Below are 23,378 nucleotides of genomic sequence, written 5' to 3'. Positions count from 1 at the left end.
TCGCAGGCAGCCGCAAGGAAGCCGCGAAAACCTGGTCCTGTGGAGCAGTTTGGAGTGCTCGCCACCCTGTCAAGGTGGAGGCCGCGGGTTCAAATCCCGTCAGGACCGCAGTAACGAAAGCCCGGATCCTCTTGGATCCGGGCTTTCGCGTGTCTTGACTCCGGCAACTGCCGACGGGTACTCAGACAGCAGGGGCCGCCCCTGTTCCTCGGCGCGGGGCGGCGCGGTCCACCGGGAGGTGGCGCGGATGGCTGCGCCCGCGGCGAGGCACGAGACCCACGCGCTACTGCGCGCCCATCTGGCGGCCGCTTCCGGCTACCGGCATCTCACTCGGTACTGCCCGATCTGCCACCTGCTCCTGAGGCTCGCCATGGAGCCCGTGACAGCCTCCCGGCCCGTCCCGCCCCCCGAACCGCCCGCGTCATCCGGCAGGGCTCCAGCGGCCGTTCAGGAGGCCACCGCGCTCGCCGCCCCCACGACCGCCCCCGAAGAACAGAACTGCGCCGACAGGACCGAGGACGAAAGTCCTGCCGCCACGTGACCAATGGCGAGGACATCCGCCTCCCGGCAGTGGCAGGCTCGACCTTGGCAAGACTCGGGCTATGTGACGGGTGTCACTGAATGAGTTTTGAGAAAGGGTGACTTTACACCCTTCCTACAACTGGCGAATTTAATATGTGCAATTGCACTCCTCGGAAGACGCTTCCGCGGGGAGGCCCACGGGCAGCCCACGCGCCCCGGGCGACCCCCCGGGAGACCCGCCCGTCCGGGTCGGATGCACCCGCGCAGCACTCCACGCGAAGCCGGCGCCCGGGCCCGTCGGCCGCCCCGCGGGCACAAAAAAGATCGCGCTGGACTCGGCGGAGTCCAGCGCGATCGAACGACGTACCCCGTATTGCACAGGTATGGCGCCCGTTGGGGCGGGCGCCCGTCGTGTGGAGCTATGGGTGGGCGAACGCGGGTTGGGGGACCCGGGCAGCCCGGTTGTGACGCGGCGACAGGGGTGTGTCAGGCCTCGCTGCGCTGCTGCGGAATACCCGCAAGCAGTGCGCGGACCTCTGCCTCGCGGTACCGGCGATGTCCACCGAGCGTGCGGATGGACGTGAGCTTGCCTGCCTTGGCCCAACGGGTGACCGTCTTCGGGTCCACGCGGAACATCGTGGCAACCTCAGCCGGGGTCAGCAGCGGCTCGGCATCAGGGGTGCGAGCGGTCATGAGCGGCCTCCTCGGGAGAACCGAACCATCTCGGTTCTTTCCTCTAAATTCTGCACCTTGACCCGCGTTGCCCGAAATGGCGGACGCGGGCCGAGTCGGTTATAGGACGAACGGCTTGTCCTCGGCACTACAACTACACCATCCGTCCAGCCGCGTCGGCCAAACCGATGGAATTGCCCTCCCAGGTGTTCATCAGCGACGGAAGCCGATGGACCATGCCATAGCGGACAGTCACACCACCGTGACGATCAGTCACAGAGCGATCAGGGGCCACCAGACCCCCCATAGCGTGCAATGCAGAGCAATCCGCCCTTATTTGGACGGATGGAGTCCTCCCCGGACTCCTTGTCCTATTTTGGCACGAGGAGTGGGGAAGGGCGCAAGGGCCCAGTTAGTGCTATCCGTCACCCTTGAGGCAAAGGCCCGGTTCGGGACGTAGGTCCTAGGACCACATGAGTACGCTCCCGTCACTTTGCCCTCACCGCTCTCATGAGTCACACAGACGAGCCGCAGGGGAGACCGGTTCCTGGCCCCGCACCGCCGGACTCAGCTGGCGAACTGACGGTCCCTCACGGCCCGCCAGCGCTCCGCCAGCCGCCCGTACGCCTCACTCGCCCCTTCGGTGTCACCGGCCCGCAGCGCCGCGATGCCCTCGGCGACATCCGCGGCCGACCGGTCCCCGGCGAGCTGCTCGGCCGACAGCGCGTGCACCAGACCGCCGTAGTCGAGCTCGACCAGCGCGCGCGGATGGAACTCCTCCAGCCACCGGCCGACGTCCACCAGGCCCTCGGTCAGCGGCCCCTCGTCGACGGCCTCCCTCAGCGTCCTCAGCGACCTGGCCAGCCGGCGGCGCGCCTGCACCATCGGGGTCCGGTAGCGCAGCACCGGCGCTCCCCCGCCGTCGGCCGCCTCCGTATGCTCCCGTTCCTCGTCCGAGAAGAGGACGAACCAGCGCACCGGTACCTGCCACACCGCGGTCCGGATCCACGGCCGGGCGTCCGGATTGCGCTCCGCCCACTGCTCGTGGTCCGCGAGCGCCTGCCCGCGCACCACCGGCGGCAGCACCGCGTCGAGCACCGGGGCCGGGAACATCTCCGCCAGCTCCTCCAGCGCCAGCCAGCCGCGCAGCCGGGTCCGCCACGGACAGACGCACACCACGCCGTCCACCTCGGCGACGAACGCGTCCCCGCTCTCGTGCACCGGCACCCCGACCGGCGGGGTGGCCGCCAAGTCGGCAAGCGAACGCCGGAGTTCGTCCTGCGCCGTGGGGATGCGGTCGCGCCCCGCGTAGCGGGCCCAATGGGCCCGCTCCGGCTCCGGAAAGGCGGCCAGCGGTTCGTACACCCGGAGGTAGGACGCGTAAGGGACGAGCACCGAAGACACCACCGACATGCCTCAGATCGTGTCACGCCCGTACTCCGCCGGGGGGTGATCCTTGGCACTGGAACAGATCTACGCCCCCGTAGGACTTACGCTCGTGCCCAGTCGGACCGTCCGTGCCGGTCGGTCCGGGGCCCTCCCCACCTTCAGGAGGGCCTTCCGCCGCTTCGTACTTGGGAGTCACCACCGTGACCGATGTGACCGACGGCGTCCTGCACACCCTGTTCCACTCGGATCAGGGGGGACACGAGCAAGTCGTGCTCTGCCAGGACCGTGCCAGCGGCCTCAAGGCCGTCATCGCCATCCACTCCACCGCCCTGGGCCCGGCCCTCGGCGGCACCCGCTTCTATCCGTACGCCTCCGAGGAGGAGGCCGTCGCGGATGCGCTGAACCTGGCGCGCGGCATGTCGTACAAGAACGCCATGGCCGGTCTCGACCACGGCGGTGGCAAGGCCGTCATCATCGGCGACCCCGAGAAGATCAAGACCGAGGAACTGCTGCTGGCCTACGGCCGGGCCGTGGCCTCGCTCGGCGGGCGCTACGTGACCGCCTGCGACGTCGGCACGTACGTCGCCGACATGGACATCGTCGCCCGCGAATGCCGGTGGACCACCGGCCGCTCCCCGGAGAACGGCGGCGCCGGCGACTCGTCCGTCCTCACCGCGTTCGGTGTCTTCCAGGGCATGCGGGCCTCGGCCCAGCACCTCTGGGGCGACCCGACGCTGCGTGGCCGAAAAGTGGCGGTCGCGGGCGTCGGCAAGGTCGGCCACCACCTCGTCGAACATCTGCTGTCGGACGGCGCCGAGGTCGTGGTCACGGACGTCCGGGAGGAATCGGTACGCCGGATCACCGATCTCCACCCCGAGGTCGCCGTCGCCGCGGACACCGCCGCGCTGATCCGTACCGAAGGTCTCGACATCTACGCCCCGTGCGCGCTCGGCGGTGCGCTGAACGACGAGACCGTCCCGGTGCTCACGGCCAAGGTGGTGTGCGGCGCGGCCAACAACCAGCTGGCGCACCCGGGCGTCGAGAAGGACCTCGCGGACCGTTCGATCCTGTACGCCCCCGACTACGTGGTGAACGCGGGCGGCGTCATCCAGGTCGCCGACGAGCTGCACGGCTTCGACTTCGACCGGTGCAAGGCGAAGGCGTCAAAAATCTTCGACACCACGCTGGCAATATTCGCACGTGCGAAGGAAGACGGCATTCCGCCGGCCGCGGCGGCCGACCGGATCGCCGAGCAGCGGATGGCCGAGGCGCGGCGCGCCTGACCGCTCGTCACCGACGGTTGCGGCGCCTCACCGGGCGTCGCGGCCGTTCCTCGGACCGCTGCCCCGTCGACCGGCGAGACAAGACTCACGCCGGTCGGCGGGTCGCATGCCGAGAAGAGGTTAAAATCGCAGTTGACCAGCGAGGACGGGGCTTCTCGTTGGTCCTGTTCCGGGGCGTGTGATGCGGGCGGCGTACCGTATGGCCACGGAAGCAGGTACCGTTAAAGCCCTACGGGCACGGTCTCTCTGCCGAGAGTCCGTCCTGAAACATGAACGCGTGTCAAGACTCTGGGGCCGTCGAGCCCCGTCACCGAGGGGGTCGAGCCATGGGGCGCGGCCGGGCAAAGGCCAAGCAGACAAAGGTCGCCCGCCAGCTGAAGTACAGCAGCGGCGGGACTGACCTGTCGCGTCTGGCCAATGAGCTGGGCGCATCGCCTTCGAGTCAACCACCGAACGCAGAGCCGTTCGAGGACGACGACGAGGAAGATGACCCGTACGCACAGTACGCGGATCTGTACAACGATGACGAGGACGAGGACGAGGACGACCAGTCCGGTCCGTCGTCACAGCGCCGCGGCGCTTGACCTCGCGCTGACACATCAACCCGGTCCGGGCCTGCCCGGACCGGGTTCTGTGTTGCGCTTTTCGGGTCCCGATCGGCAGCGTGATCCTGCCCTTCGACCAAGGGCAGGACGCTCGCCGGACGGTACCGGTGCGCCCTGCCCCCGCCGCGTGTCCTACCGCGCGTACGCGCCGACCAGCTCGGCACCCGAGCCGTGCGTACCGCGGTCCGTGATCTCGCCGGCCACCCAGGAGTCGACCCCGCGGTCGGCCAGCGTCGTCAGAGCGGCATCCACGGATTCCGCCGGGACGATCGCGATCATGCCGACGCCCATGTTGAGCGTCTTCTCCAGCTCCAGCTGCTCGACCTGACCGGCCTTGCCGACCAGGTCGAAGACCGCGCCGGGCGTCCACGTGGAGCGGTCGACGGTGGCGTGCAGGGCGTCCGGGATGACCCGGGCCAGGTTGTTGGCGAGACCGCCGCCGGTGACGTGGCTGAAGCCGTGCACCTCGGTCGTACGGGTCAGCGCCAGGCAGTCCAGCGAGTAGATCCTGGTGGGCTCCAGGAGCTCCTCGCCGAGCGTGCGTCCGAACTCTTCGACGTCGCGGTCCAGGGCCCAGCCGGCCCGGTCGAAGAAGACGTGGCGGACGAGCGAGTACCCGTTGGAGTGAAGACCGGACGACGCCATCGCGATGACCGCGTCACCCTTACGGATACGGTCCGGGCCGAGCAGCCGGTCGGCCTCGACCACGCCCGTACCGGCGCCCGCGACATCGAAGTCGTCGGGGCCGAGGAGGCCCGGGTGTTCGGCGGTCTCGCCGCCGATCAGGGCGCAGCCGGCCAGCACGCAGCCTTCGGCGATGCCCTTCACGATGGACGCGACACGCTCGGGGTGCACTTTGCCGACGCAGATGTAGTCGGTCATGAAGAGCGGCTCGGCGCCGCAGACGACCAGGTCGTCGACGACCATGCCGACGAGGTCGTGGCCGATGGTGTCGTACACGCCCATCTTGCGGGCGAGGTCGACCTTCGTGCCGACACCGTCGGTGGCGGAGGCGAGCAGCGGACGCTCGTAGCGCTTGAGGGCCGAGGCGTCGAAGAGGCCGGCGAATCCGCCCAGGCCGCCAAGGCCCGCGACCTCTGGGCGCTGCGTCTTCTTCACCCACTCCTTCATCAGCTCGACGGCACGGTCGCCGGCCTCGATGTCGACGCCCGCTGCCGCGTAGGAAGCACCTGTTGTCTCAGACATTGCCTGGGATCTTTCGTGTGGAAATACGGGGCTGGTGGCAGGGCTGGTGTGCGTGGCCGGTCACGGACGACGCAGTGCGTCGGCCGCGGCGGTCGCCGCAGGGCCTGCCGCCAGCTCGGTCTCCAGCAGCTGCTTGCCGAGCAGCTCCGGGTCCGGGAGCTCCATCGGGTACTCACCGTCGAAGCAGGCGCGGCACAGGTTCGGCTTGGCGATCGTGGTCGCCTCGACCATCGCGTCGAGCGAGATGTACGCGAGCGAGTCGGCCCCCATCGACGTGGAGATCTCGTCGACCGTCATGCCGTTGGCGATCAGCTCCGCGCGGGTCGCGAAGTCGATGCCGAAGAAGCAGGGCCACTTCACCGGCGGGGACGAGATCCGGATGTGGATCTCGGCGGCACCGGCCTCGCGGAGCATCCGGACCAGTGCGCGCTGGGTGTTGCCGCGGACGATCGAGTCGTCGACGACCACCAGGCGCTTGCCCTTGATGACTTCCTTGAGCGGGTTCAGCTTGAGGCGGATGCCCAGCTGACGAATGGTCTGGGAGGGCTGGATGAAGGTCCGGCCGACGTACGCGTTCTTGACCAGACCGGCGCCGAACGGGATGCCGCTGGCTTCCGCGTAGCCGATGGCGGCGGGCGTGCCGGACTCCGGAGTCGCTATGACCAGGTCGGCCTCGACCGGGGCCTCGGCGGCCAGCCTGCGGCCCATCTCCACGCGGGAGAGATACACGTTGCGCCCGGCGATGTCGGTGTCGGGGCGGGCCAGATAGACGTACTCGAAGATACAGCCCTTGGGCTTCGCTTCCGCGAAGCGCGAGGTGCGCAGGCCGTTCTCGTCGATGGCGACGAGCTCGCCCGGCTCGATCTCGCGGACGAAGCTGGCACCGCAGATGTCGAGGGCGGCAGACTCGGAGGCCACCACCCAGCCACGCTCCAGCCGGCCGAGGACCAGCGGGCGGATGCCCTGCGGGTCACGGGCTGCGTAGAGGGTGTGCTCATCCATGAAGACGAGCGAGAAGGCGCCCTTCACCTCGGGAAGCACCGCGGCGGCGGCCTCCTCGATGGTGAGCGGCTTGCCGTCGTCGTCGGTCTGGCCGGCGAGCAGAGCGGTCACCAGATCGGTGTCGTTCGTCGCGGCGACCTGGGTGGCGCGGCCGTCCTTACGGGGAAGGTCGGCAACCATCTCGGCGAGCTGGGCTGTATTGACCAGATTGCCGTTGTGACCCAGGGCGATCGAGCCGTGCGCGGTCGCACGGAACGTCGGCTGCGCGTTCTCCCACACCGAGGCACCGGTGGTGGAGTAGCGGGCATGACCGACCGCGATATGGCCCTGGAGAGATCCCAGAGACGTTTCGTCGAAGACCTGCGAGACCAGTCCCATGTCCTTGAAGACCAGGATCTGGGACCCGTTGCTCACTGCGATGCCCGCGGACTCCTGTCCACGGTGCTGCAGGGCATACAGTCCGAAATAGGTGAGCTTGGCGACCTCTTCGCCCGGAGCCCAGACACCGAAGACGCCGCAAGCGTCCTGGGGGCCCTTTTCTCCGGGGAGCAGGTCGTGGTTGAGTCGTCCATCACCACGAGGCACACCACCGAGTGTAGGCGAGATCGACCACTGGTCCGAATTGGGGATACCCCGTCGGAACACCGGGGAAGAGGCCCGAAGCGCAGTTCCGGAGGCCGCGTGCGCGGTCACGGGCAGTGACCGAATTCGGCTGCCGGTGGGGGGCGGAGGCGGGGCAGGATCCGCCACAGGGCGTCTGAGGCCCGGCCTACCGGCGGGATACCGGCTACTTCAAGCCAGGGGGTGTCCCCGGGGGTGCCGGGCCCGGTGACGGCGCTCGGTGAGTCCGCCGACGGGACGCCGGAGGCGCTGGCCGAACGCTCGTTTCGTGGCGAGCCTCACACCGGGCGCGGGCCGCCGAGGTCGGTATGCGGCTTCTCTGCACCGGCGGTGTCACCGTCGGGTCCGCTGTGCGCGCGCCGCTGGTGCGCCGCGCGCGCGGGGTCCCCGGTGCGCCTGGCCCCGGCGTCCGGAGTGCGAGACCGGCGCATGCCGCCTTGGCAGGCTCCTGGCCCATGCAGCCCCTCGGTGACCGCTCGGTCACGGGAGCGGGCGCTGCGGCGCGGCGACTGGAAGTACTACCGGGGCAAGACACCGGCGCTGACAGCCATACGTTGTCTGAGCATGGCCATGTGACGGTACGAAGGGCCGGTCCGGTTCCCCTCAGCGGAGCAGCGGCAGCAGCTCGCCGAGATCGGCCCGCTCGCCGCCGGCACTGACCTCTGCCGCATCGAGCGCCGCCCGCCATTGCGTACGCCCGGTCGCGAGCCGGATCCAGGTCAGCGGATCGGTCTCGACGACGTTGGGCGGCGTACCGCGCGTGTGCTTCGGGCCCGGGACGCACTGGACGACGGCGAACGGCGGAACGCGCACCTCCACCGAGCCGCCGGGCGCCTTCTCCGCGAGGGCGTCGGCGAGCAGCCGGGTGCAGGCGGCGAGTGCCTGCCGGTCGTACGGGATGTCGAGACCGGTCGCCGCGCTCAGGTCGTCCGTGTGCACGACGAGTTCGACGGTGCGGGTGACGAGGAAGTCACCCAGCCGCATCACACCGACCCGGGTCGGCAGCAGCCGGTCCTCGCCCACGCCCGGCACCACCGCGTCGAACCGGTCGGCGACCTCCGCGTACAACGCGTCGAGGTCGGGACGGTCCGCGGCGAGCGCCCTGGTGTCGTCGGCGATCCGGCCGGCCCGCCCCGCGGTCGAGAACGGCCACTCCAGCAGGGAGACCTCGGGCTTGTCGCCGGGCGGCTCGGGCAGCTCCAGGTTCCGGCAGACGTTCGAGACCGCCATGGTCAGATGGGCGGCCAGCTCCCGCACCGTCCACTCCCCGAGCCGGGTCGGCAGGGCGAGCTGATCGGGCGTCAGCGTGCTGACCGCTGACCGGACATGGGCGAACTGTGCCTGTACGGCGGTGCGGGTCCGGGTGAGGTCGTAGCGGCGGGCGCGCTTCTGGGACGGCGGCATGGGAGCGAGCCTACGGGGTGTCCCCATGACGAAGCCCCCGCCCGGCGGACCGGGCGGGGGCTCAGAGCCTGTCGGGTGACCTCTGATCGGGCGGCCACGCCCTGGCACGCACGCTTCCCGCGTTGCCGAAACGCCCTAGTAGCTCCTTCCCCAAGCTCTCAGCTTCGTTCGAGCAGGGGAGACCCCATCCGAGGGCCTTCCGGCGCCTTGGAATCGCACGCACCAGACCGCATCCGCTTTCCGATCGAAGGTCACCCGACAGGCTCTCAGACGTCACGCAGTGGAACAGCGCGTCCGGCTCAGGCGAGCAGACCGGGGATCGTCGCCTCGTGGGCCGTGCGGAGCTCGCTCAGCGGGATGCTGAACTCCCCCTGGACCTCGATCTCCTCGCCGTCCACGACACCGATCCGGGTGACGGGCAGACCCCGCGCCCCGCACATGTCGTTGAAGCGGAGCTCCTCGCTGCGCGGAATCGAGACGACCGCGCGGCCCGCAGACTCGGAGAAGAGGAACGTGAACGCGTCCAGACCGTCCGGCACGACCAGCCGGGCACCCTTCCCGCCGCGGAGGCAGGACTCGGTGACCGCCTGGATCAGGCCGCCGTCGGAGAGGTCGTGCGCCGCGTCGACCATGCCGTCGCGGGACGCCGAGATCAGGATCTCGCCGAGCAGCTTCTCGCGGCCCAGGTCGACCTTGGGCGGCAGCCCGCCGAGGTGGTTGTGGACGACCTCGGACCAGGCCGAGCCGCCGAACTCCTCACGCGTGTCACCGAGCAGGTAGAGGAGCTGGCCCTCTTCCTTGAAGGCGACCGGCGTACGCCGCGTCACGTCGTCGATCACACCGAGCACGGCCACGACCGGCGTCGGGTGGATCGCCGTCTCACCGGTCTGGTTGTACAGCGACACATTGCCGCCGGTGACCGGGGTGCCGAGCTCCAGGCAGCCGTCCGCCAGACCGCGGGTGGCCTCGGCGAACTGCCACATGACGTCCGGGTCCTCGGGCGAACCGAAGTTCAGGCAGTCCGAGATGGCGAGCGGCTTGGCGCCGGAGGTGGCGACATTGCGGTACGCCTCCGCCAGCGCGAGCTGCGCACCCGTGTACGGGTCGAGCTTCGTGTACCGGCCGTTGCCGTCGGTCGCCATGGCCACGCCCAGGTTCGACTTCTCGTCGATCCGGACCATGCCGGCGTCCTCGGGCATCGCGAGCACGGTGTTGCCCTGCACGAACCGGTCGTACTGGTCCGTGATCCATGCCTTCGAGGCCTGGTTCGGGGAGGCGACCAGCTTCAGCACCTGCTCGCGCAGCTCGGCGGCGTTCGCCGGGCGGGCGAGCTTGTTCGCGTCGTCGGCCTGCAGCGCGTCCTGCCAGGACGGGCGGGCGAACGGGCGGTGGTACGTCGGGCCCTCGTGGGCGACGGACCGCGGCGGCACGTCGACGATCTGCTCGCCGTGCCAGAAGATCTCCAGCTGCGAGCCCTCGGTCACCTCACCGATGACGGTGGCGATGACATCCCACTTCTCGCAGATCTCCAGGAAGCGGTCCACGTGCTGCGGCTCGACGATCGCGCACATGCGCTCCTGCGACTCGCTCATGAGGATTTCCTCGGGCGAGAGGGAGGAGTCACGCAGCGGAACGGTGTCCAGCTCGACGCGCATGCCGCCGGAACCGGCGGAGGCCAGCTCCGAAGTGGCACAGGAGAGACCCGCGCCGCCGAGGTCCTGGATGCCCGCGACGAGCTTCTCGCCGAAGATCTCCAGGGTGCACTCGATGAGGAGCTTCTCCTGGAACGGGTCGCCGACCTGGACGGCCGGGCGCTTCGCCGGACCGGTCGACTCGAAGGTCTCCGAGGCCAGGACCGAGACGCCGCCGATGCCGTCGCCGCCGGTGCGGGCGCCGTACAGGATCACCTTGTTGCCGGGGCCGGAGGCCTGGGCCAGGTGGATGTCCTCGTGCTTCATCACACCGATGCAGCCGGCGTTGACGAGCGGGTTGCCCTGGTAGCAGGCGTCGAAGACGACCTCGCCGCCGATGTTGGGCAGCCCCAGGCAGTTGCCGTACCCGCCGATGCCCGCGACGACACCCGGGAGGACCCGCTTGGTGTCGGGGTGGTCGGCCGCGCCGAACCGCAGCGGGTCGACGACCGCGACCGGACGGGCACCCATGGCGAGGATGTCGCGGACGATGCCGCCGATGCCGGTGGCCGCGCCCTGGTAGGGCTCGATGTACGAGGGGTGGTTGTGCGACTCGACCTTGAAGGTGACCGCGTAACCCTGACCGACGTCGACCACACCGGCGTTCTCGCCGATGCCGACGAGCATCGCGTCGTTGACGGGGACCTTCTCGCCGAACTGCTTGAGGTGGACCTTGCTGCTCTTGTACGAGCAGTGCTCGGACCACATCACGGAGTACATGGCGAGCTCGGCGCCGGTGGGACGGCGGCCCAGGATCTCGCGGATCCGGGCGTACTCGTCCTCCTTGAGGCCGAGCTCCTTCCAGGGCTGCTCGACGTCCGGGGTCTCGGCCGCGTGCTTGACCGTATCCAGGCTCATGCGTTGACCAGCTTCTTGATGATCGAGGTGAAGAAACCGAGACCGTCGGTGCGACCGGTTCCGATCAGCGGCTCGACGGCGTGCTCCGGGTGCGGCATCAGACCGACGACATTGCCCGCGGCGTTGGTGATGCCGGCGATGTCGCGGAGCGATCCGTTGGGGTTCACGTCCAGGTAGCGGAAGGCGACGCGGCCCTCCGCCTCCAGCTCGTCGAGGACGCGCTCATCGGCGACGTAACGCCCGTCCATGTTCTTGAGCGGTACGGAGATCTCCTGGCCCGCGGAGTAGTCCGAGGTCCAGGCGGTCTCCGCGTTCTCGACGCGGAGCTTCTGGTCGCGGCAGATGAAGTGCAGGTGGTTGTTGCGCAGCATCGCGCCGGGCAGCAGGTGCGCCTCGGTCAGGATCTGGAAGCCATTGCAGATGCCGAGGACCGGCATCCCCGCCCTGGCCTGCTCGATGACGGTCTCCATGACCGGCGAGAACCGGGAGATGGCCCCGGCCCGCAGATAGTCGCCGTAGGAGAAGCCGCCCGCCAGGATGACCGCGTCGACCTGGTGCAGGTCCTTGTCGCGGTGCCACAGCGATACGGGTTCGGCGCCCGCGACCCGTACGGCCCTCAGGCTGTCCTGGTCGTCGAGCGTGCCCGGAAAGGTGACGACTCCGATACGAGCAGTCACTTCGGCTCCTCGGCCTTCTCCACCGTCACGGTGAAGTCCTCGATGACGGTGTTGGCGAGGAACGTCTCGGCCATCTCGTGAATGCGGCCGAGAGCGGCATGATCGACCGGCCCCTCGACCTCCAGCTCGAAACGCTTTCCCTGACGTACGTCCGCGATTCCCTCGAAGCCGAGACGGGGCAGTGCACGCTGCACCGCCTGTCCCTGCGGGTCGAGGATCTCCGGCTTGAGCATGACGTCGACTACGACGCGTGCCACTGGCACTCCCGGTGGTGGTGTGGTGCGGCTGTTTCTCCGGGGGGCTCCCCAGACCCCCGCAGGTCCCCTCAGCCTACCCGGCCAAAAATTCTACGCGGGTAGATATCACACAGGCTTGATCACGTGGAGATATCGGCCGCGACAACAGGCAGGAAAAGTCCCGCGAAGAGAAATCCTCACGGCACATACATAGAAGGTGGACACGCGGAGGCAATTGGCTGGGCTTCACAATGCGGTGCCTGTCGCTGTACAAATGATTACCGGGGAAAGCAGGATTGCCCCTAACCAGTCGACACCGGTCGACCCGCATCCGCCCAGCAGCCGGAAGGCCGGTCATCGGCGCATGCCAGACGCGCCGATGCCGTAGGAAAGGACCGATATCCGTGGCTCAGCGCGTAGTGGTCACGCTCTCCGACGACATCGACGGGGGAGCAGCGGCGGAAACGGTCACCTTCGCCCTGGACGGGAAGTCGTACGAGATCGACCTGAATCCGTCCAATGCAAAGAAACTGCGCAAGGTCCTCGCGCCGTACGTGGCGGCCGGCCGCAAGCAGACAAATGCCGGCAAGCGCGGCAAGACTCCCGTCTCGTACCGGCACATCTCACTGGCGCCCGACCCGGCGGCCGTACGCGCCTGGGCCCGCTCGCACCGGATGGAGGTGCCGGCCCGCGGCCGGATCCCCAAGAAGGTCTACGAGGCGTTCCGCGAGGCCAGTTGAACGACACCCGGCACAGGCCCCGCGGCGACACCCCGAGGCACCGACTTGCGCGACACCCCATCAGGTCGGCTAGAGTCTGGAGCACGCCGAGGGGCAAGGCCGAGGGGCCGGGCCTCAAGCAGCGTGCGGGTGTAGTTCAGTAGCAGAACATCCCCCTTCCAGGGGGAAGGCGCAGTGTGCAATTCCTGTCACCCGCTCTGCATCGCTCTTAACAACCACTCCGGTGGGTCGGGTAGAGTGGTGTTCGCACCGCCCAGTGAAAGCTGAGCGGCAGCAATGCGGACGTGGCTCAGTTGGTAGAGCATCACCTTGCCAAGGTGAGGGTCGCGAGTTCGAATCTCGTCGTCCGCTCTTGATCGAAGGCCCTGGTCGATATCGACCGGGGCCTTCGTCGTATTCCGGCACCCGTCACCCCCGACCCCGCATGACGTTTGTCATGGGCAGTGGTGACAGCTCGCACTGCTCCCCGCCGTGATCCGGCGGAAGTCTGAGGACATGACCGGCGATGAACGCGGCATCTCCTTCTCCGTGGCGCGCGGCGAGATCTTCGAGTGCGGCATCGAGGGGGTCGCCGGTGCGGGCCTGCCCGCGCCGGCGCAGTCGGCGCTCGGCTGGGTCGTACGGGAGGCGGCGCCCCATGCCGCTCGCCGACGACGAGCATCTGGTCCCGGGCGCGCCGGCCGCGCTGCTCGCGCTGGAGGACGACCTCGTCGTGGTCGCGGAGGCGGCGACCGGTCCGGAGGCGCTCGCCATGGCGCGCGCCCACCACCCCGATGTCGCGGTCCTCGATCCGGAGATGCCGCGTACGGACGGTGTGAGTGTGGCCACATCACTACGGGCTGAACTGCCCGGCTGCCGGACCATGATCGTGACGAGTCATGGCCGCCCCGGACATCTGAAACGGGCGCTCGCGGCGGGCGTGTGGGCGTTCGTCCCGAAGGCGGTCAGCGCCCGGCAGCCGGCCGGAATCATCCGTACCGTCCACGCCGGAAACCGCTATGTGGACCAGGAGTTGGCGGCCGACGCGATCTCCGCCGGGGACTCGCCGCTGACGGTGTGCGAGGCCGAGGTGCTGGAACCGGCGGCGGACGGGGCGCCGGTCGCGGAAATCGCGGAGCGGGCGTCGCCGTCGCAGGGAACCGTACGGAATTACCTCTCCGCGGCCGCTTCGAAGCTCGGCGCGGAGAACCGTCATGCGGCGGTGCGTCTCGCGCGGGAGCGCGGATGGGTATAGTAGGCATCGCGCTTCGGCGCATGCGAACGTAGCTCAGCTGGTAGAGCGCAACCTTGCCAAGGTTGAGGTCGCGAGTTCGAACCTCGTCGTTCGCTCCACAGAAGAAGGCCCCGGTCCTGTGACCGGGGCCTTCTTCATGTCCTACTGCCAGGTGCGGCCGGTGAGGAGTTCGTACGCCTCCAGGTACTTCGCCCGGGTCGCGTCGACGATCTCCTGCGGCAGCGCCGGGGGCGGCTGCTCGCTCTTCCGGTCCCAGCCGGAGGCCGGCGAGGTCAGCCAGTCGCGCACGAACTGCTTGTCGTACGAGGGCTGCGCCTTGCCCGGCTCCCAGGCAGCGGCCGGCCAGAAGCGGGACGAGTCCGGGGTCAGCACCTCGTCGGCGATGATCAGGTCCTCACCGTCGAAGCCGAACTCGAACTTGGTGTCGGCGAGGACGATGCCGCGCTCGCGGGCGATGTCGCGGGCCCGGGCGTAGACGTCGAGGGTGGTGCGGCGCAGCAGGGCCGCGGTCTCCGCACCTACCTCGCGGGCCACTTCCTCGTACGACACGTTCTCGTCGTGGTCACCGACGGCCGCCTTGGTGGCGGGAGTGAAGATCGGTGCCGGGAGTTCGGATCCGTCGACAAGCCCCTCGGGGAGGACGAGTCCGCAGACCGTACGGGACTCGTTGTACTCGACGAGGCCCGAGCCGGTGAGATAGCCGCGGGCGACGCACTCGACGGGGACCATCCGCAACGACGTGCAGATCAGCGTCCGCCCGGCCCAGTCGGCGGGGGCTCCGGCGGGGAGCTCCGTGGACAAAACATGGTTCGGGACGAGATCGGAGAGCTGGTCGAACCACCACAGCGAGAGCTGGGTGAGGACGCGGCCCTTGTCGGGGATCTCGGTGGGCAGGACCCAGTCGTACGCGGACATACGGTCGCTGGCGACCATGACGAGGTCGCCCGCCTCGTTCCGGTACAGCTCGCGCACCTTGCCGGTGTGGAGGTGGGTGAGTCCGGGGACCACCACCGGCTCGGGCTTTTCTACAAATCCGGACACGCTGCCTCCGCGTAGGTTGATCCAGGAGTCGTTCCGATTCTCCCGTATCCGGTGGGATGGGGTGGAGCGGGGGGTTGAGGACCACCCGCAGGTGACTCCGGACGGCCCTTCTCAGTCGCGTTTGCAGATGCGGTCGAGGAGATTGGCAGTGGCGCGCTGGATACGGGTGTCCACATGGCCGGGGCGGTCCAGGGCCGGGGACCAGGCGAAGGTGCCGGAGGCGAAGACGAGGGCGCCGGACGGGGCGCGGTAGAGGGACGTCTCCTGGTGGCGCGTCGCGCCTTCGCTGTCCTGGTACGGGGAGTGGGCGAGCAGAATGCGGCTGTCGTGCCCCGGGAGGGCGGTGCGCGGGAAGTAGCGGTCGGCCTCGCCGGCGACCAGTCCGTCGATCTCGTCGCCCTCGTCCGCCCCGGTCGCGTCCCAGAGCCAGTGCTCCGCGTTCCGTACGACCAGGGGGTGGGGGTCGGGAACCCGGCCCGCGTACTGGATGCCGAGGAGCTGCTGCTCGGCCCGGTCGACCTCGCGCCAGAGTGCGGGCCTGCCCGGGCCGCGGCGTTTGCGGCAGGTGAGCAGCCGGTCCGGGACACCGGACGGTGACGGGGAGAGGCTGACCTGCCAGTACATGGTGTTGGCGGAGAGGAAGACGAGCGAGGTGCCGCCGTCGCGCGCCGCCTCCACGGTGCGGCGCATCGGGACCGACCAGTACTCGTCGTGGCCCGGGAAGACCAGGCCCCGGTATCGGTCGGCGTCGATCCGGCCGGCGTGCAGATCGCGGGTGTCGGCGTACCCGATGTCATAGCCGTACCGCTCGGCCCAGCGGATGAAGTCGTAGGCATGACCGACGTGGAGGGGCAGCCCGGCGCCCGCGTACGGGCGGTCGAAGGAGACGGTGACCGCCGCGTCCTCCTCGCCGAGCAGCCGGCCCTGTTCGTCCCACGCGTGGTAGAGGCTGGCGCCGGTGCGGCCGTCCTCGGGGTAGAGGTTGTACGCCTGCCAGGTGATGTCCGGCAGGACGAGCAGCAGATCGGCCGGGTGATCGTCGCGGACGGTGAACGGGATGTGGGAGCGGTAGCCGTCGACCGTGGTGAGCACGGCGACGTAGGCGCCGATCGACCAGTAGGTGGGAATCTGCAGCCGCCAGGACTGCCACCAGTGGTGGCAGGAGACCGTGCGGTCGGCGGCGAGCGGGGCAGGCTGGACGATGCCGGAGAGCCGCGGGCTCGTGGTGATCTTGGCGGCGCCGTCGCCCCCGTAGTGACCGATCCGGTAGATGTCCACGGTGAACTGCTGCGGCGGGTCCACGGTGATGTGGAAGTCGATCGCCTCACCGGGGGCCGCGGCGCCGGTCGAGGCGAAACCCTTGATCTGGTGGTGGACGTCGTCGGCGGTACGGGTGCCTCCGCCGGTGGAGCCGCGGGCCAGGGTGGGATCGGCGTACCAGGGGACGACCTGGCCGGTGTCGTCGAAGTAGTTCTCGCTGCCGCGGAGCCAGGGCAGGGGGCCCTGGCCGAACGGATCGGAGACGGCATGCGCGAGGGCACCCGATTCCCATCGGCGAATCTGCTCCGTCCCCATGGCGCTCCCCTCCCTCAAGTCCGCCGGGACAACAGTGGTGCGTTGACTGTCGGCGTCGATCCCCAGCACATCACATAACGCATGCACTCCATCACCGTTCGTCGCGAATTGACGTGAACGGAACGCTTTCCTCCGGATCGCGGGGCCGACGAGCCCATGACCCACGGGTACGGAGCGCACCCGTGGGTCAGACGAGGCGGACAGGTTTGTCGGTGCGGACGCCCACCGAGGCGAGCCACGAACGCAGCGGTCCGGCGTCGCCGTCCTCGACCAGGCTGAGGACCGGGCTGCCCAGATCGGCCCGGCGCTCGCCGTCGACCAGCAGCGCGGGTCCGTCGAGCCAGTCCAGGCCGGGCGCCGCACCTGCCGTGTCCACGGCGGCGCAGCAGACCATCGCCGCAACATGGTCGGCGAGCAGCTCCGCACCCGTACGGGGCGGCTGGAGCGGGAAGAGCGGCAGCGGGTCGGGTCCCCAGAAGTCCAGGACATCGCCGCCGGAGGCAGTGCAGGCAGCGGAGACACCGGCCGCCGGGGGGCCCGGCGGGAGCTGCGGGGCCGCGGCCTCCTCGCGGGCCACCGCGGCACTGATCCCGGCGGCGAGCTCCTCGCTGCGGCCGCTCCGGCCGGCCAGATGCTCGACGACCCGGGCCAGTGTGGGCACGGCGACATCCACGGGATCGGCGCCGTGCGATCCGTGCGTCGCGTGGGCCCCGTCCTCCTCCGCGGCCGCCGGTGCATGCCGTACGCCGAGTGCGTCCAGGACGCGGTGCAGACGGGCCGCTTCGGTGCGCCATTTCCGGTCGACGACCTCTTCCGGGTACTGCTGCCAGTCGACCGGGGACCAGTCGGGACCGGTCTCCGCCGGGCCGCCGTGGAAGAGCCGGGCGGCCAGCAGCGAAGCGGCTTCGTCGGCCGCTCCGGGCTCCTCCAGGAGGTCGCAGGCGGGGCGCTCACCGAGCCGGGAGGCGAAGCCCTCGGCGAGCCGGTCGCGCCGGGAGAGCTCGGTGAGGGCGGAGACGATGCCGGCGTCGAGCCGGGACGGCCAGCGGCCCATCCGCCAGGCGGGCAGCGCGACCCGGGTGAGCAGCCGGTCCCAGCCCGCGTAGGCGAGGCCGACCTGCTCCTGGGCGACGATCCGCAGCCCGTAGTCCACAGCCTGTGCACGCTCGGACGCGGCGGCGGCGACGGCCCGCTCCATCGCTGCGGCATGACCACGACAGGTGCGGAGCAGCAGTCGTGCGATCCCGCCGACGAAGCGGCGGGGCACCCTGCGCAGCGCCGCGAGCGGTCCGGGCACGGGGGTGTCCGCGTCGGCGACCGCGCCGTCCAGCCCCCGTACGAAACGGCGGGCGGCGGCTATGTCGGGATGGGCGGAGGGGCCCGTGCCCGCGACGACCGGGGCGAGCACCGCCCGTAGCTCCGCGACCCGCATCCACCACAGGAACGGCGAACCGATGACGAGCACGGGCGCCGCCTGCACGCCATGACGGCGGCCGCCGGAGACGGCGGGCCGGCCCGCGGAGCCCCCAGCGGGCTGCGCGGCGGGGTGGGTGCGGTCCTCCAGCCAGCTGTCGCAGTCGGGCGTGAGGGCTATGGCCGACGGCGCGGGGACGCCGAGCCGGTCGGCGAGATCCCGGACCAGCCGGTAGAGATCGGGGGCGGCCTGCTCGCTGAGCGGGACCGTAGGACTGACCGCAGGTCTCGCCCGCACGATCGCGACCGACACCGCGACGGCGCCCAGCAGCACGAGCACGGCGCAGGCCGTCACCGCCCAGCGCACGGCGTACCAGCCGCCACCGCCGATACGGCCCTGCGCACCCGCGACAAGCAGCACGACGGCGACCGCCGCCGGCAGCAGGGCCGCGGCCGTTGCCCTGCTGCGAATGCGCAGCAGGGCGAGAGCTCGGGCGCGCGCAGCCTGCGCGCCCAGCTCCTCACCAGTACCGGTACCGGACACGGCCGGACGTCACCCCCTCTGCCCCCGCGGCGGTATTGCTCACTCCCCCACTGTGGCACCCGTCACAGACATCGCAATGCCGGTGGGCCAAGTGCCGGAACGCTTGCGCCGCACCCTAGTTGGGGCCTCGGCGGGCGTCATCCGGATAGCCCAGCCGTCACTCGATGGAATGGCTTTGGGTAAAGGTGCTGACGCGCCGGTACCCATAGGGCAAGGGCATGACGTCGCCCCCTCGGGTCCGAGGCCTGAGAGCCTGTCGGGTGACCTTCGATCGGAAAGCGGACGCGGTCTGGTGCGTACGATTCCAAGGCGCCGGAAGGCCCTCGGATGGGGTCTCCCCTGCTCGAACGAAGCTGAGAGCTTGGGGAAGGAGCTACTAGGGCATTTCGGCAACGCGGGAAGCGTGCGTGCCAGGGCGTGGCCGCCCGATCAGAGGTCACCCGACAGGCTCTGAGGGGGCGAAATGGAGGTACCGGACCGGCCGGTCAGGCTTCGGCGGCCTTTCGGGCGATGTCCGTACGGAACTGCGAGCCGTCGAGCCGGATCCGGGCGGCCGCCGTGTAGGCGCGCTCCCGGGCGGTGGCGAGGTCCTCGCCCGTCGCGGTCACGGACAGCACCCGGCCGCCCGCGCTGACGATCGTGTCGCCGTCGCGCCTGGTCCCGGCGTGCAGGACGTACGCGTGCGGAGCGTCCTGCGCCGCAACGTCGTCGAGGCCGCCGATCGGGTCACCCGTCCTCGGGGTGTCCGGGTAGTTGTGCGAGGCGATGACCACGGTGACCGCGGCGGCGTCGCGCCACCTGAGCGGGGGCAGCTCGTCCAGGGTGCCGTTGGCGGAGCCCAGCAGAACACCGGCCAGCGGGGTCCTCAGCCGGGCCAGGACCACCTGGGTCTCCGGGTCGCCGAAGCGGGCGTTGAACTCGATGACCCGGACGCCCCGCGAGGTGATCGCGAGTCCCGCGTACAGCAGCCCGGAGAAGGGGGTGCCACGGCGGCGGAGCTCGTCGACGGTCGGCTGCAGGACCGACTGCATGACCTCGTCGACCAGCTTGGGGTCGGCCCACGGCAGCGGGGAGTAGGCGCCCATACCGCCGGTGTTCGGGCCCTCGTCGTTGTCGAGGGCCCGCTTGAAGTCCTGGGCGGGCTGGAGCGGCAGCACGGTGGTGCCGTCCGTGATCGCGAAGAGGCTCACCTCGGGGCCGTCGAGGAACTCCTCGATGACCACGCGGTCGCAGGCCAGCGCGTGGGCGCGGGCCGCCTCGACATCGTCCGTGACGACGACGCCCTTGCCCGCGGCGAGTCCGTCGTCCTTGACGACGTACGGGGCGCCGAAGGCATCGAGGGCCGCGTCGATCTCGGCGGGGGTGGTGCAGACATAGCTGCGGGCGGTGGGGACACCGGCCCCGGCCATCACGTCCTTGGCGAACGCCTTGGAGCCCTCCAGCTGGGCCGCCTCACCGGACGGGCCGAAGCAGGGGATGCCTGCGGCGCGGACGGCGTCGGCGACCCCGGCGACAAGCGGCGCCTCCGGGCCGACGACCACCAGCTCGGCGCCCAGTTCGGTGGCGAGGCGCGCGACGGCGGCGCCGTCGAGTGCGTCGACCGGGTGCAGTTCGGCCACCTCTGCGATGCCGGCGTTGCCGGGAGCGCAGTACAGATCGGTGACGTCGGGGTCGAGGGAGAGAGAGCGGCACAGGGCGTGTTCGCGGGCGCCGCCGCCGATGACGAGGACCTTCACGGGGTGCAGCCTAGCCGCCGGGGGCCGGGGGCCTTGACGGGCGCCGCTCCGTGGACACCCCGTGGAGCGGCTTGCGGACCGCTACTCGTTGGTGAACTCCTCGACGACCGTGGCGCCCAGCTCCCGGACGATCAGGTCGTGGCCGGAGAGGGCGGAGTCGACCAGGTCCGGGTCGTCCGCCTCGGGGGTGTCGTCCTCGGGCGCGACCGAACGCGGCGGCTCGGGGGCATGGTGCGGCTGGGGTGCGGGCGCCGCGGCGGGTGCGGGACCGGTGCCCGGCTGCTGGTGCGGGGCCGGCGCGGGCGCGGGCCGGGACTCGTACTGCTGCGGGGCGGGCGCGGCCGGACGCTGCGGTGCGGCTGCGGCGGAGGGCCGGCCGCCGCCGGTCTGCGGAGGCTGCCCCGCGCCGCCCGACGGGTCGACGATCGCCTCGACCTTCCACTGCATGTTGAACTGCTCGGCGAGTGCCTGCTTCAGCACGTCCTCGCTGCCGCTGCTCGTGAAGTTGTCGCGGGCGCCGGCGTTGAGGAAGCCGATCTGCAGGGTGGTGCCGTCGAACCCGGTGACCTGCGCGTTCTGGCTGAGCAGGATCCAGGTGAACCGGCGCCGGTTCTTCACGGCCTCCAGGATGTCGGGCCACATGTTCCGCACCTGTGCGGCGCCCTGAGCCATCCCCGGACTCGGCTCGGCCGCACCGGGTGCGGGCGCGGCGGCGGGCACGGGAGCGGGGGCGGGGGCCGCAGGCGTGACGGGGGCGGGTGCCTGACCGGGGGCGGAGGCGGTCGGCCAGCCACCGGGACGGCGCCCCGGCTCCGCCGCGGCCGCGGCGGGCCAGGCCCCGGGACGCTGACCGCCGGAGGGAACCTCGGCGGGCGGCTGCGGTGCGGGGGCGGCGGGTGCCGCGTACTGCACTGGCTGCGCAGGCGCGACCGGTGCCGCGGGCGCGGCGGGCACGGGCGCGGCCTCGGGTGCGTCCCCCCGCACCGCGGCCCGCGCCGGAGCGACGCCGCCGCCCGGCGGAACCATGGCCACGGGCGCATGCGCCTCCGCCTCCCGGCCCGGTACGTACCCCATGGCGGGCCCGGCTCCGGCGGTCGCGAACGAAGCACCGCGCTCCAGCCGGTCCAGCCGGGCCTGCAGCGAACGCTCGTCGTCGAAGGCAGCGGGCAGCAGCACCCGGGCGCAGATCAGCTCGACCTGGAGACGCGGCGAGGTGGCCCCGCGCATCTCCGTAAGCCCTTCGTTGACGAGGTCGGCGGCGCGGCTCAGCTCTGCGGCGCCGAAGACGGACGCCTGGGCCTGCATCCGCTCGACGACGTCGGCGGGTGCGTCGATCAGCCCCTTCTCCCCGGCGTCCGGCACGGCGGCCAGGATCACCAGGTCGCGCAGCCGCTCCAGGAGGTCGGCGACGAAGCGCCGCGGGTCGTTGCCGCCCTCGATCACCCGGTCCACGGCCTCGAAGGCCGCGGCCCCGTCGCCCGCCGCGAACGCGTCCACGATGGAGTCGAGCAGCGAGCCGTCCGTATAACCGAGCAGCGAGGTCGCCATGGCATAGGTCACACCGTCGTCGCCCGCGCCGGCCAGCAGCTGGTCCATGACGGACATCGAGTCACGCACGGAACCGGCGCCGGCCCGCACGACCAGCGGCAGGACGCCGTCCTCGACGAAGCTGTTCTCCTTGCCGCAGACCTCGGCCAGATATTCGCGCAGCGTCCCCGGCGGTACGAGGCGGAACGGGTAGTGGTGCGTACGCGACCGGATCGTGCCGATGACCTTCTCGGGCTCGGTGGTCGCGAAGATGAACTTGAGATGCTCCGGCGGCTCCTCGACCACCTTCAGCAGGGCGTTGAACCCCGCCGGGGTGACCATGTGCGCCTCGTCGATGATGTAGATCTTGTAACGACTCGACGCGGGCCCGAAGAACGCCTTCTCCCGCAGATCACGGGCGTCGTCCACGCCACCGTGCGATGCGGCGTCGATCTCGATGACATCGATCGATCCCGGCCCGTTGCGCGCCAGGTCCCGGCAGGACTGGCACTCCCCGCACGGCGTCGGCGTGGGGCCCTGCTCACAGTTCAGACAGCGGGCGAGGATCCGCGCGCTGGTCGTCTTCCCGCAACCACGCGGACCGCTGAACAGGTACGCGTGATTGACCCGGTTGTTCCGCAGGGCCTGCTGCAGCGGGTCAGTGACATGCTCCTGCCCAATGACCTCGGCGAACGACTCGGGGCGGTAGCGGCGGTACAGCGCAAGGGACGACACACATACGAGGTTATCGGGGCGGACTGACAACCGGCCCCGGACCGGGGACACCACCGGGGAAGGAGCGGCCGCGGAGGCTCGGAAGCCGCGGGAATCGACGCCACGGGCCCGAACACGCAAGGGCCCCCCACGCACCCGCCAGAGCCAACCTACCCTTGCTGCCTTCCGGCCCTGGGGGAGTTCAGTCAGATAGCGCCACGTGAGGGGCTGATGCCCACCTTAGCCGATCCCCACCCGGTCAGGTCCACCCGCCCTCCCTCCCGACCCCTCTCCGGGGAACGGGTTCGCGAGCACTCCTCAACGTCTTGTATTGTTTGCCGCGGAGGATTCGCCTAGTGGCCTAGGGCGCACGCTTGGAAAGCGTGTTGGGGGCAACCCCTCACGAGTTCGAATCTCGTATCCTCCGCCATTGCTCTCACCGGGCAATACGTCGAAGGGCCCCACCGCTTGCGGTGGGGCCCTTCGACGTTGGTGGTCTCAGTTGCTGGCAGGGACGGGTTTTCCTTGGCCGCTGCCTGGCTGCCTCCGGTCCGCGACATCGTGCCCACCGCCGGCCGAACCCAGCTTCTTTCGGCGAATTCGAGGGGTCGTTGCAACACGTGGTCGGTTGATCAGGCTGCGAGCAGTTTAGACAGGCGCTCGGCTGGGGTTTCCCAGCCGAGCGTTT

Annotated in this window: 18 protein-coding genes, 5 tRNA genes and 1 other RNA gene; 10 read left to right on the top strand and 14 right to left on the bottom strand. The window is 70.3% G+C overall.

All coding sequences use genetic code 11. The annotated features are described in order from the left end of the window. Positions 1–33 precede the first annotated feature (33 nt). Together ACWD6R_RS12435 and ACWD6R_RS12430 are read left to right on the top strand one after the other, a co-directional pair. Positions 34–108, top strand: a tRNA-Asp gene (locus ACWD6R_RS12435). Between the two features lie 139 nt (positions 109–247). Further along, positions 248–541 carry a DUF6274 family protein gene (locus ACWD6R_RS12430; RefSeq protein ID WP_451818639.1) on the top strand — a complete coding sequence of 98 codons (294 nt, stop codon included), beginning with the start codon at positions 248–250 and terminating at the stop codon, positions 539–541. A 467-nt stretch (positions 542–1,008) separates the two neighbouring features. Here ACWD6R_RS12430 and bldC read toward each other — a convergent pair whose 3' ends face one another. Together bldC and ACWD6R_RS12420 are read right to left on the bottom strand one after the other, a co-directional pair. Further along, positions 1,009–1,215, bottom strand: a complete 207-nt coding sequence (gene bldC / locus ACWD6R_RS12425; protein ID WP_003949541.1) for a developmental transcriptional regulator BldC — start codon at positions 1,213–1,215, stop codon at positions 1,009–1,011. A gap of 546 nt (positions 1,216–1,761) precedes the next feature. Further along, a complete protein-coding gene (locus ACWD6R_RS12420; protein WP_451818638.1) occupies positions 1,762–2,607 on the bottom strand; it encodes a hypothetical protein in 846 nt (281 codons plus the stop codon). A gap of 176 nt (positions 2,608–2,783) precedes the next feature. On the opposite strand from ACWD6R_RS12420, the gene ACWD6R_RS12415 reads away from it, so the two are divergent. Continuing rightward, positions 2,784–3,866, top strand: a complete 1,083-nt coding sequence (locus ACWD6R_RS12415; RefSeq protein ID WP_451818637.1) for a Leu/Phe/Val dehydrogenase — start codon at positions 2,784–2,786, stop codon at positions 3,864–3,866. Between the two features lie 326 nt (positions 3,867–4,192). Then, the gene (locus tag ACWD6R_RS12410) at positions 4,193–4,450 is read left to right on the top strand and encodes a DUF3073 domain-containing protein (RefSeq protein WP_030929682.1); all 258 of its coding nucleotides are present in this window, start codon (positions 4,193–4,195) and stop codon (positions 4,448–4,450) included. A 153-nt stretch (positions 4,451–4,603) separates the two neighbouring features. Here the strand turns inward: ACWD6R_RS12410 and purM are convergent, their stop codons facing one another. From purM to purS, 6 genes are all read right to left on the bottom strand, one after another. Further along, positions 4,604–5,677 carry a phosphoribosylformylglycinamidine cyclo-ligase gene (purM, locus tag ACWD6R_RS12405; protein WP_451818636.1) on the bottom strand — a complete coding sequence of 358 codons (1,074 nt, stop codon included), beginning with the start codon at positions 5,675–5,677 and terminating at the stop codon, positions 4,604–4,606. 60 nt (positions 5,678–5,737) lie between these two features. Continuing rightward, positions 5,738–7,264, bottom strand: coding sequence for an amidophosphoribosyltransferase (gene purF / locus ACWD6R_RS12400; RefSeq protein WP_451818635.1), 1,527 nt, complete (start codon positions 7,262–7,264; stop codon positions 5,738–5,740). A gap of 639 nt (positions 7,265–7,903) precedes the next feature. Beyond that, complete coding sequence (locus tag ACWD6R_RS12395) at positions 7,904–8,704, bottom strand: sterol carrier family protein (RefSeq protein ID WP_451818634.1); 801 nt, start codon at positions 8,702–8,704, stop codon at positions 7,904–7,906. 299 nt (positions 8,705–9,003) lie between these two features. Further along, positions 9,004–11,253 (bottom strand): phosphoribosylformylglycinamidine synthase subunit PurL, encoded by a 2,250-nt coding sequence (gene purL, locus ACWD6R_RS12390; protein ID WP_451818633.1) that lies wholly within the window; start codon positions 11,251–11,253, stop codon positions 9,004–9,006. Next, positions 11,250–11,930: a phosphoribosylformylglycinamidine synthase subunit PurQ gene (gene purQ / locus ACWD6R_RS12385; protein WP_358858228.1), complete on the bottom strand. Its 681-nt coding sequence runs from the start codon at positions 11,928–11,930 to the stop codon at positions 11,250–11,252. Before purQ ends, purL begins: the two co-directional genes overlap by 4 nt. Beyond that, entirely contained in the window at positions 11,927–12,187 is a 261-nt protein-coding gene (gene purS / locus ACWD6R_RS12380) for a phosphoribosylformylglycinamidine synthase subunit PurS (protein ID WP_451818632.1), read from the bottom strand. Before purS ends, purQ begins: the two co-directional genes overlap by 4 nt. Before the next feature lie 383 nt (positions 12,188–12,570). On the opposite strand from purS, the gene ACWD6R_RS12375 reads away from it, so the two are divergent. The 5 genes from ACWD6R_RS12375 to ACWD6R_RS12355 all read left to right on the top strand — a co-directional run bounded on the left by ACWD6R_RS12375 (position 12,571) and on the right by ACWD6R_RS12355 (position 14,238). Then, a complete protein-coding gene (locus ACWD6R_RS12375; protein ID WP_451818631.1) occupies positions 12,571–12,906 on the top strand; it encodes a histone-like nucleoid-structuring protein Lsr2 in 336 nt (111 codons plus the stop codon). A 125-nt stretch (positions 12,907–13,031) separates the two neighbouring features. Then, positions 13,032–13,103: transfer RNA gene (locus ACWD6R_RS12370), tRNA-Gly, on the top strand. 81 nt (positions 13,104–13,184) lie between these two features. Further along, positions 13,185–13,257: transfer RNA gene (locus ACWD6R_RS12365), tRNA-Gly, on the top strand. Between the two features lie 286 nt (positions 13,258–13,543). Next, a complete protein-coding gene (locus ACWD6R_RS12360) occupies positions 13,544–14,140 on the top strand; it encodes a response regulator (RefSeq protein ID WP_451818630.1) in 597 nt (198 codons plus the stop codon). A gap of 22 nt (positions 14,141–14,162) precedes the next feature. After that, positions 14,163–14,238, top strand: a tRNA-Gly gene (locus ACWD6R_RS12355). Between the two features lie 43 nt (positions 14,239–14,281). On the opposite strand, the gene ACWD6R_RS12350 is transcribed toward ACWD6R_RS12355, so the two are convergent. From ACWD6R_RS12350 to ffs, 6 genes are all read right to left on the bottom strand, one after another. Continuing rightward, positions 14,282–15,181, bottom strand: coding sequence for a phosphoribosylaminoimidazolesuccinocarboxamide synthase (locus tag ACWD6R_RS12350; RefSeq protein ID WP_451818629.1), 900 nt, complete (start codon positions 15,179–15,181; stop codon positions 14,282–14,284). Positions 15,182–15,292: 111 nt separating this feature from the next. Then, positions 15,293–16,756, bottom strand: coding sequence for a N,N-dimethylformamidase beta subunit family domain-containing protein (locus ACWD6R_RS12345; protein ID WP_451818628.1), 1,464 nt, complete (start codon positions 16,754–16,756; stop codon positions 15,293–15,295). 187 nt (positions 16,757–16,943) lie between these two features. Next, positions 16,944–18,713: a hypothetical protein gene (locus ACWD6R_RS12340; RefSeq protein WP_451818627.1), complete on the bottom strand. Its 1,770-nt coding sequence runs from the start codon at positions 18,711–18,713 to the stop codon at positions 16,944–16,946. 485 nt (positions 18,714–19,198) lie between these two features. Beyond that, complete coding sequence (purD, locus tag ACWD6R_RS12335) at positions 19,199–20,449, bottom strand: phosphoribosylamine--glycine ligase (protein ID WP_451818626.1); 1,251 nt, start codon at positions 20,447–20,449, stop codon at positions 19,199–19,201. Between the two features lie 81 nt (positions 20,450–20,530). After that, positions 20,531–22,711 carry a DNA polymerase III subunit gamma and tau gene (locus ACWD6R_RS12330; RefSeq protein WP_451818625.1) on the bottom strand — a complete coding sequence of 727 codons (2,181 nt, stop codon included), beginning with the start codon at positions 22,709–22,711 and terminating at the stop codon, positions 20,531–20,533. Between the two features lie 116 nt (positions 22,712–22,827). Beyond that, positions 22,828–22,922, bottom strand: an RNA gene (gene ffs / locus ACWD6R_RS12325) — signal recognition particle sRNA small type. A gap of 110 nt (positions 22,923–23,032) precedes the next feature. Here ffs and ACWD6R_RS12320 point away from each other — a divergent pair. Further along, positions 23,033–23,120 (top strand) — tRNA-Ser (locus ACWD6R_RS12320). The last annotated feature ends 258 nt before the right edge of the window (positions 23,121–23,378 follow it).

Source organism: Streptomyces sp. NPDC005151 (assembly GCF_053599875.1).
Note: the sequence above shows the minus strand (reverse complement) of the source record. Positions and strands in the feature narration are given on the sequence as shown.

Excerpts from the sequence above, each read along its gene's own strand:
- ACWD6R_RS12395 (WP_451818634.1), bottom strand. The coding sequence starts at position 8,704 with ATGCCGCCGTCCCAGAAGCGCGCCCGCCGCTACGACCTCACCCGGACC.
- purL (WP_451818633.1), bottom strand. The coding sequence starts at position 11,253 with ATGAGCCTGGATACGGTCAAGCACGCGGCCGAGACCCCGGACGTCGAG.
- ACWD6R_RS12410 (WP_030929682.1), top strand. The coding sequence starts at position 4,193 with ATGGGGCGCGGCCGGGCAAAGGCCAAGCAGACAAAGGTCGCCCGCCAG.
- ACWD6R_RS12345 (WP_451818628.1), bottom strand. The coding sequence starts at position 16,756 with ATGGGGACGGAGCAGATTCGCCGATGGGAATCGGGTGCCCTCGCGCAT.
- bldC (WP_003949541.1), bottom strand. The coding sequence starts at position 1,215 with ATGACCGCTCGCACCCCTGATGCCGAGCCGCTGCTGACCCCGGCTGAG.
- ACWD6R_RS12430 (WP_451818639.1), top strand. The coding sequence starts at position 248 with ATGGCTGCGCCCGCGGCGAGGCACGAGACCCACGCGCTACTGCGCGCC.
- purM (WP_451818636.1), bottom strand. The coding sequence starts at position 5,677 with ATGTCTGAGACAACAGGTGCTTCCTACGCGGCAGCGGGCGTCGACATC.
- ACWD6R_RS12360 (WP_451818630.1), top strand. The coding sequence starts at position 13,544 with ATGCCGCTCGCCGACGACGAGCATCTGGTCCCGGGCGCGCCGGCCGCG.
- ACWD6R_RS12420 (WP_451818638.1), bottom strand. The coding sequence starts at position 2,607 with ATGTCGGTGGTGTCTTCGGTGCTCGTCCCTTACGCGTCCTACCTCCGG.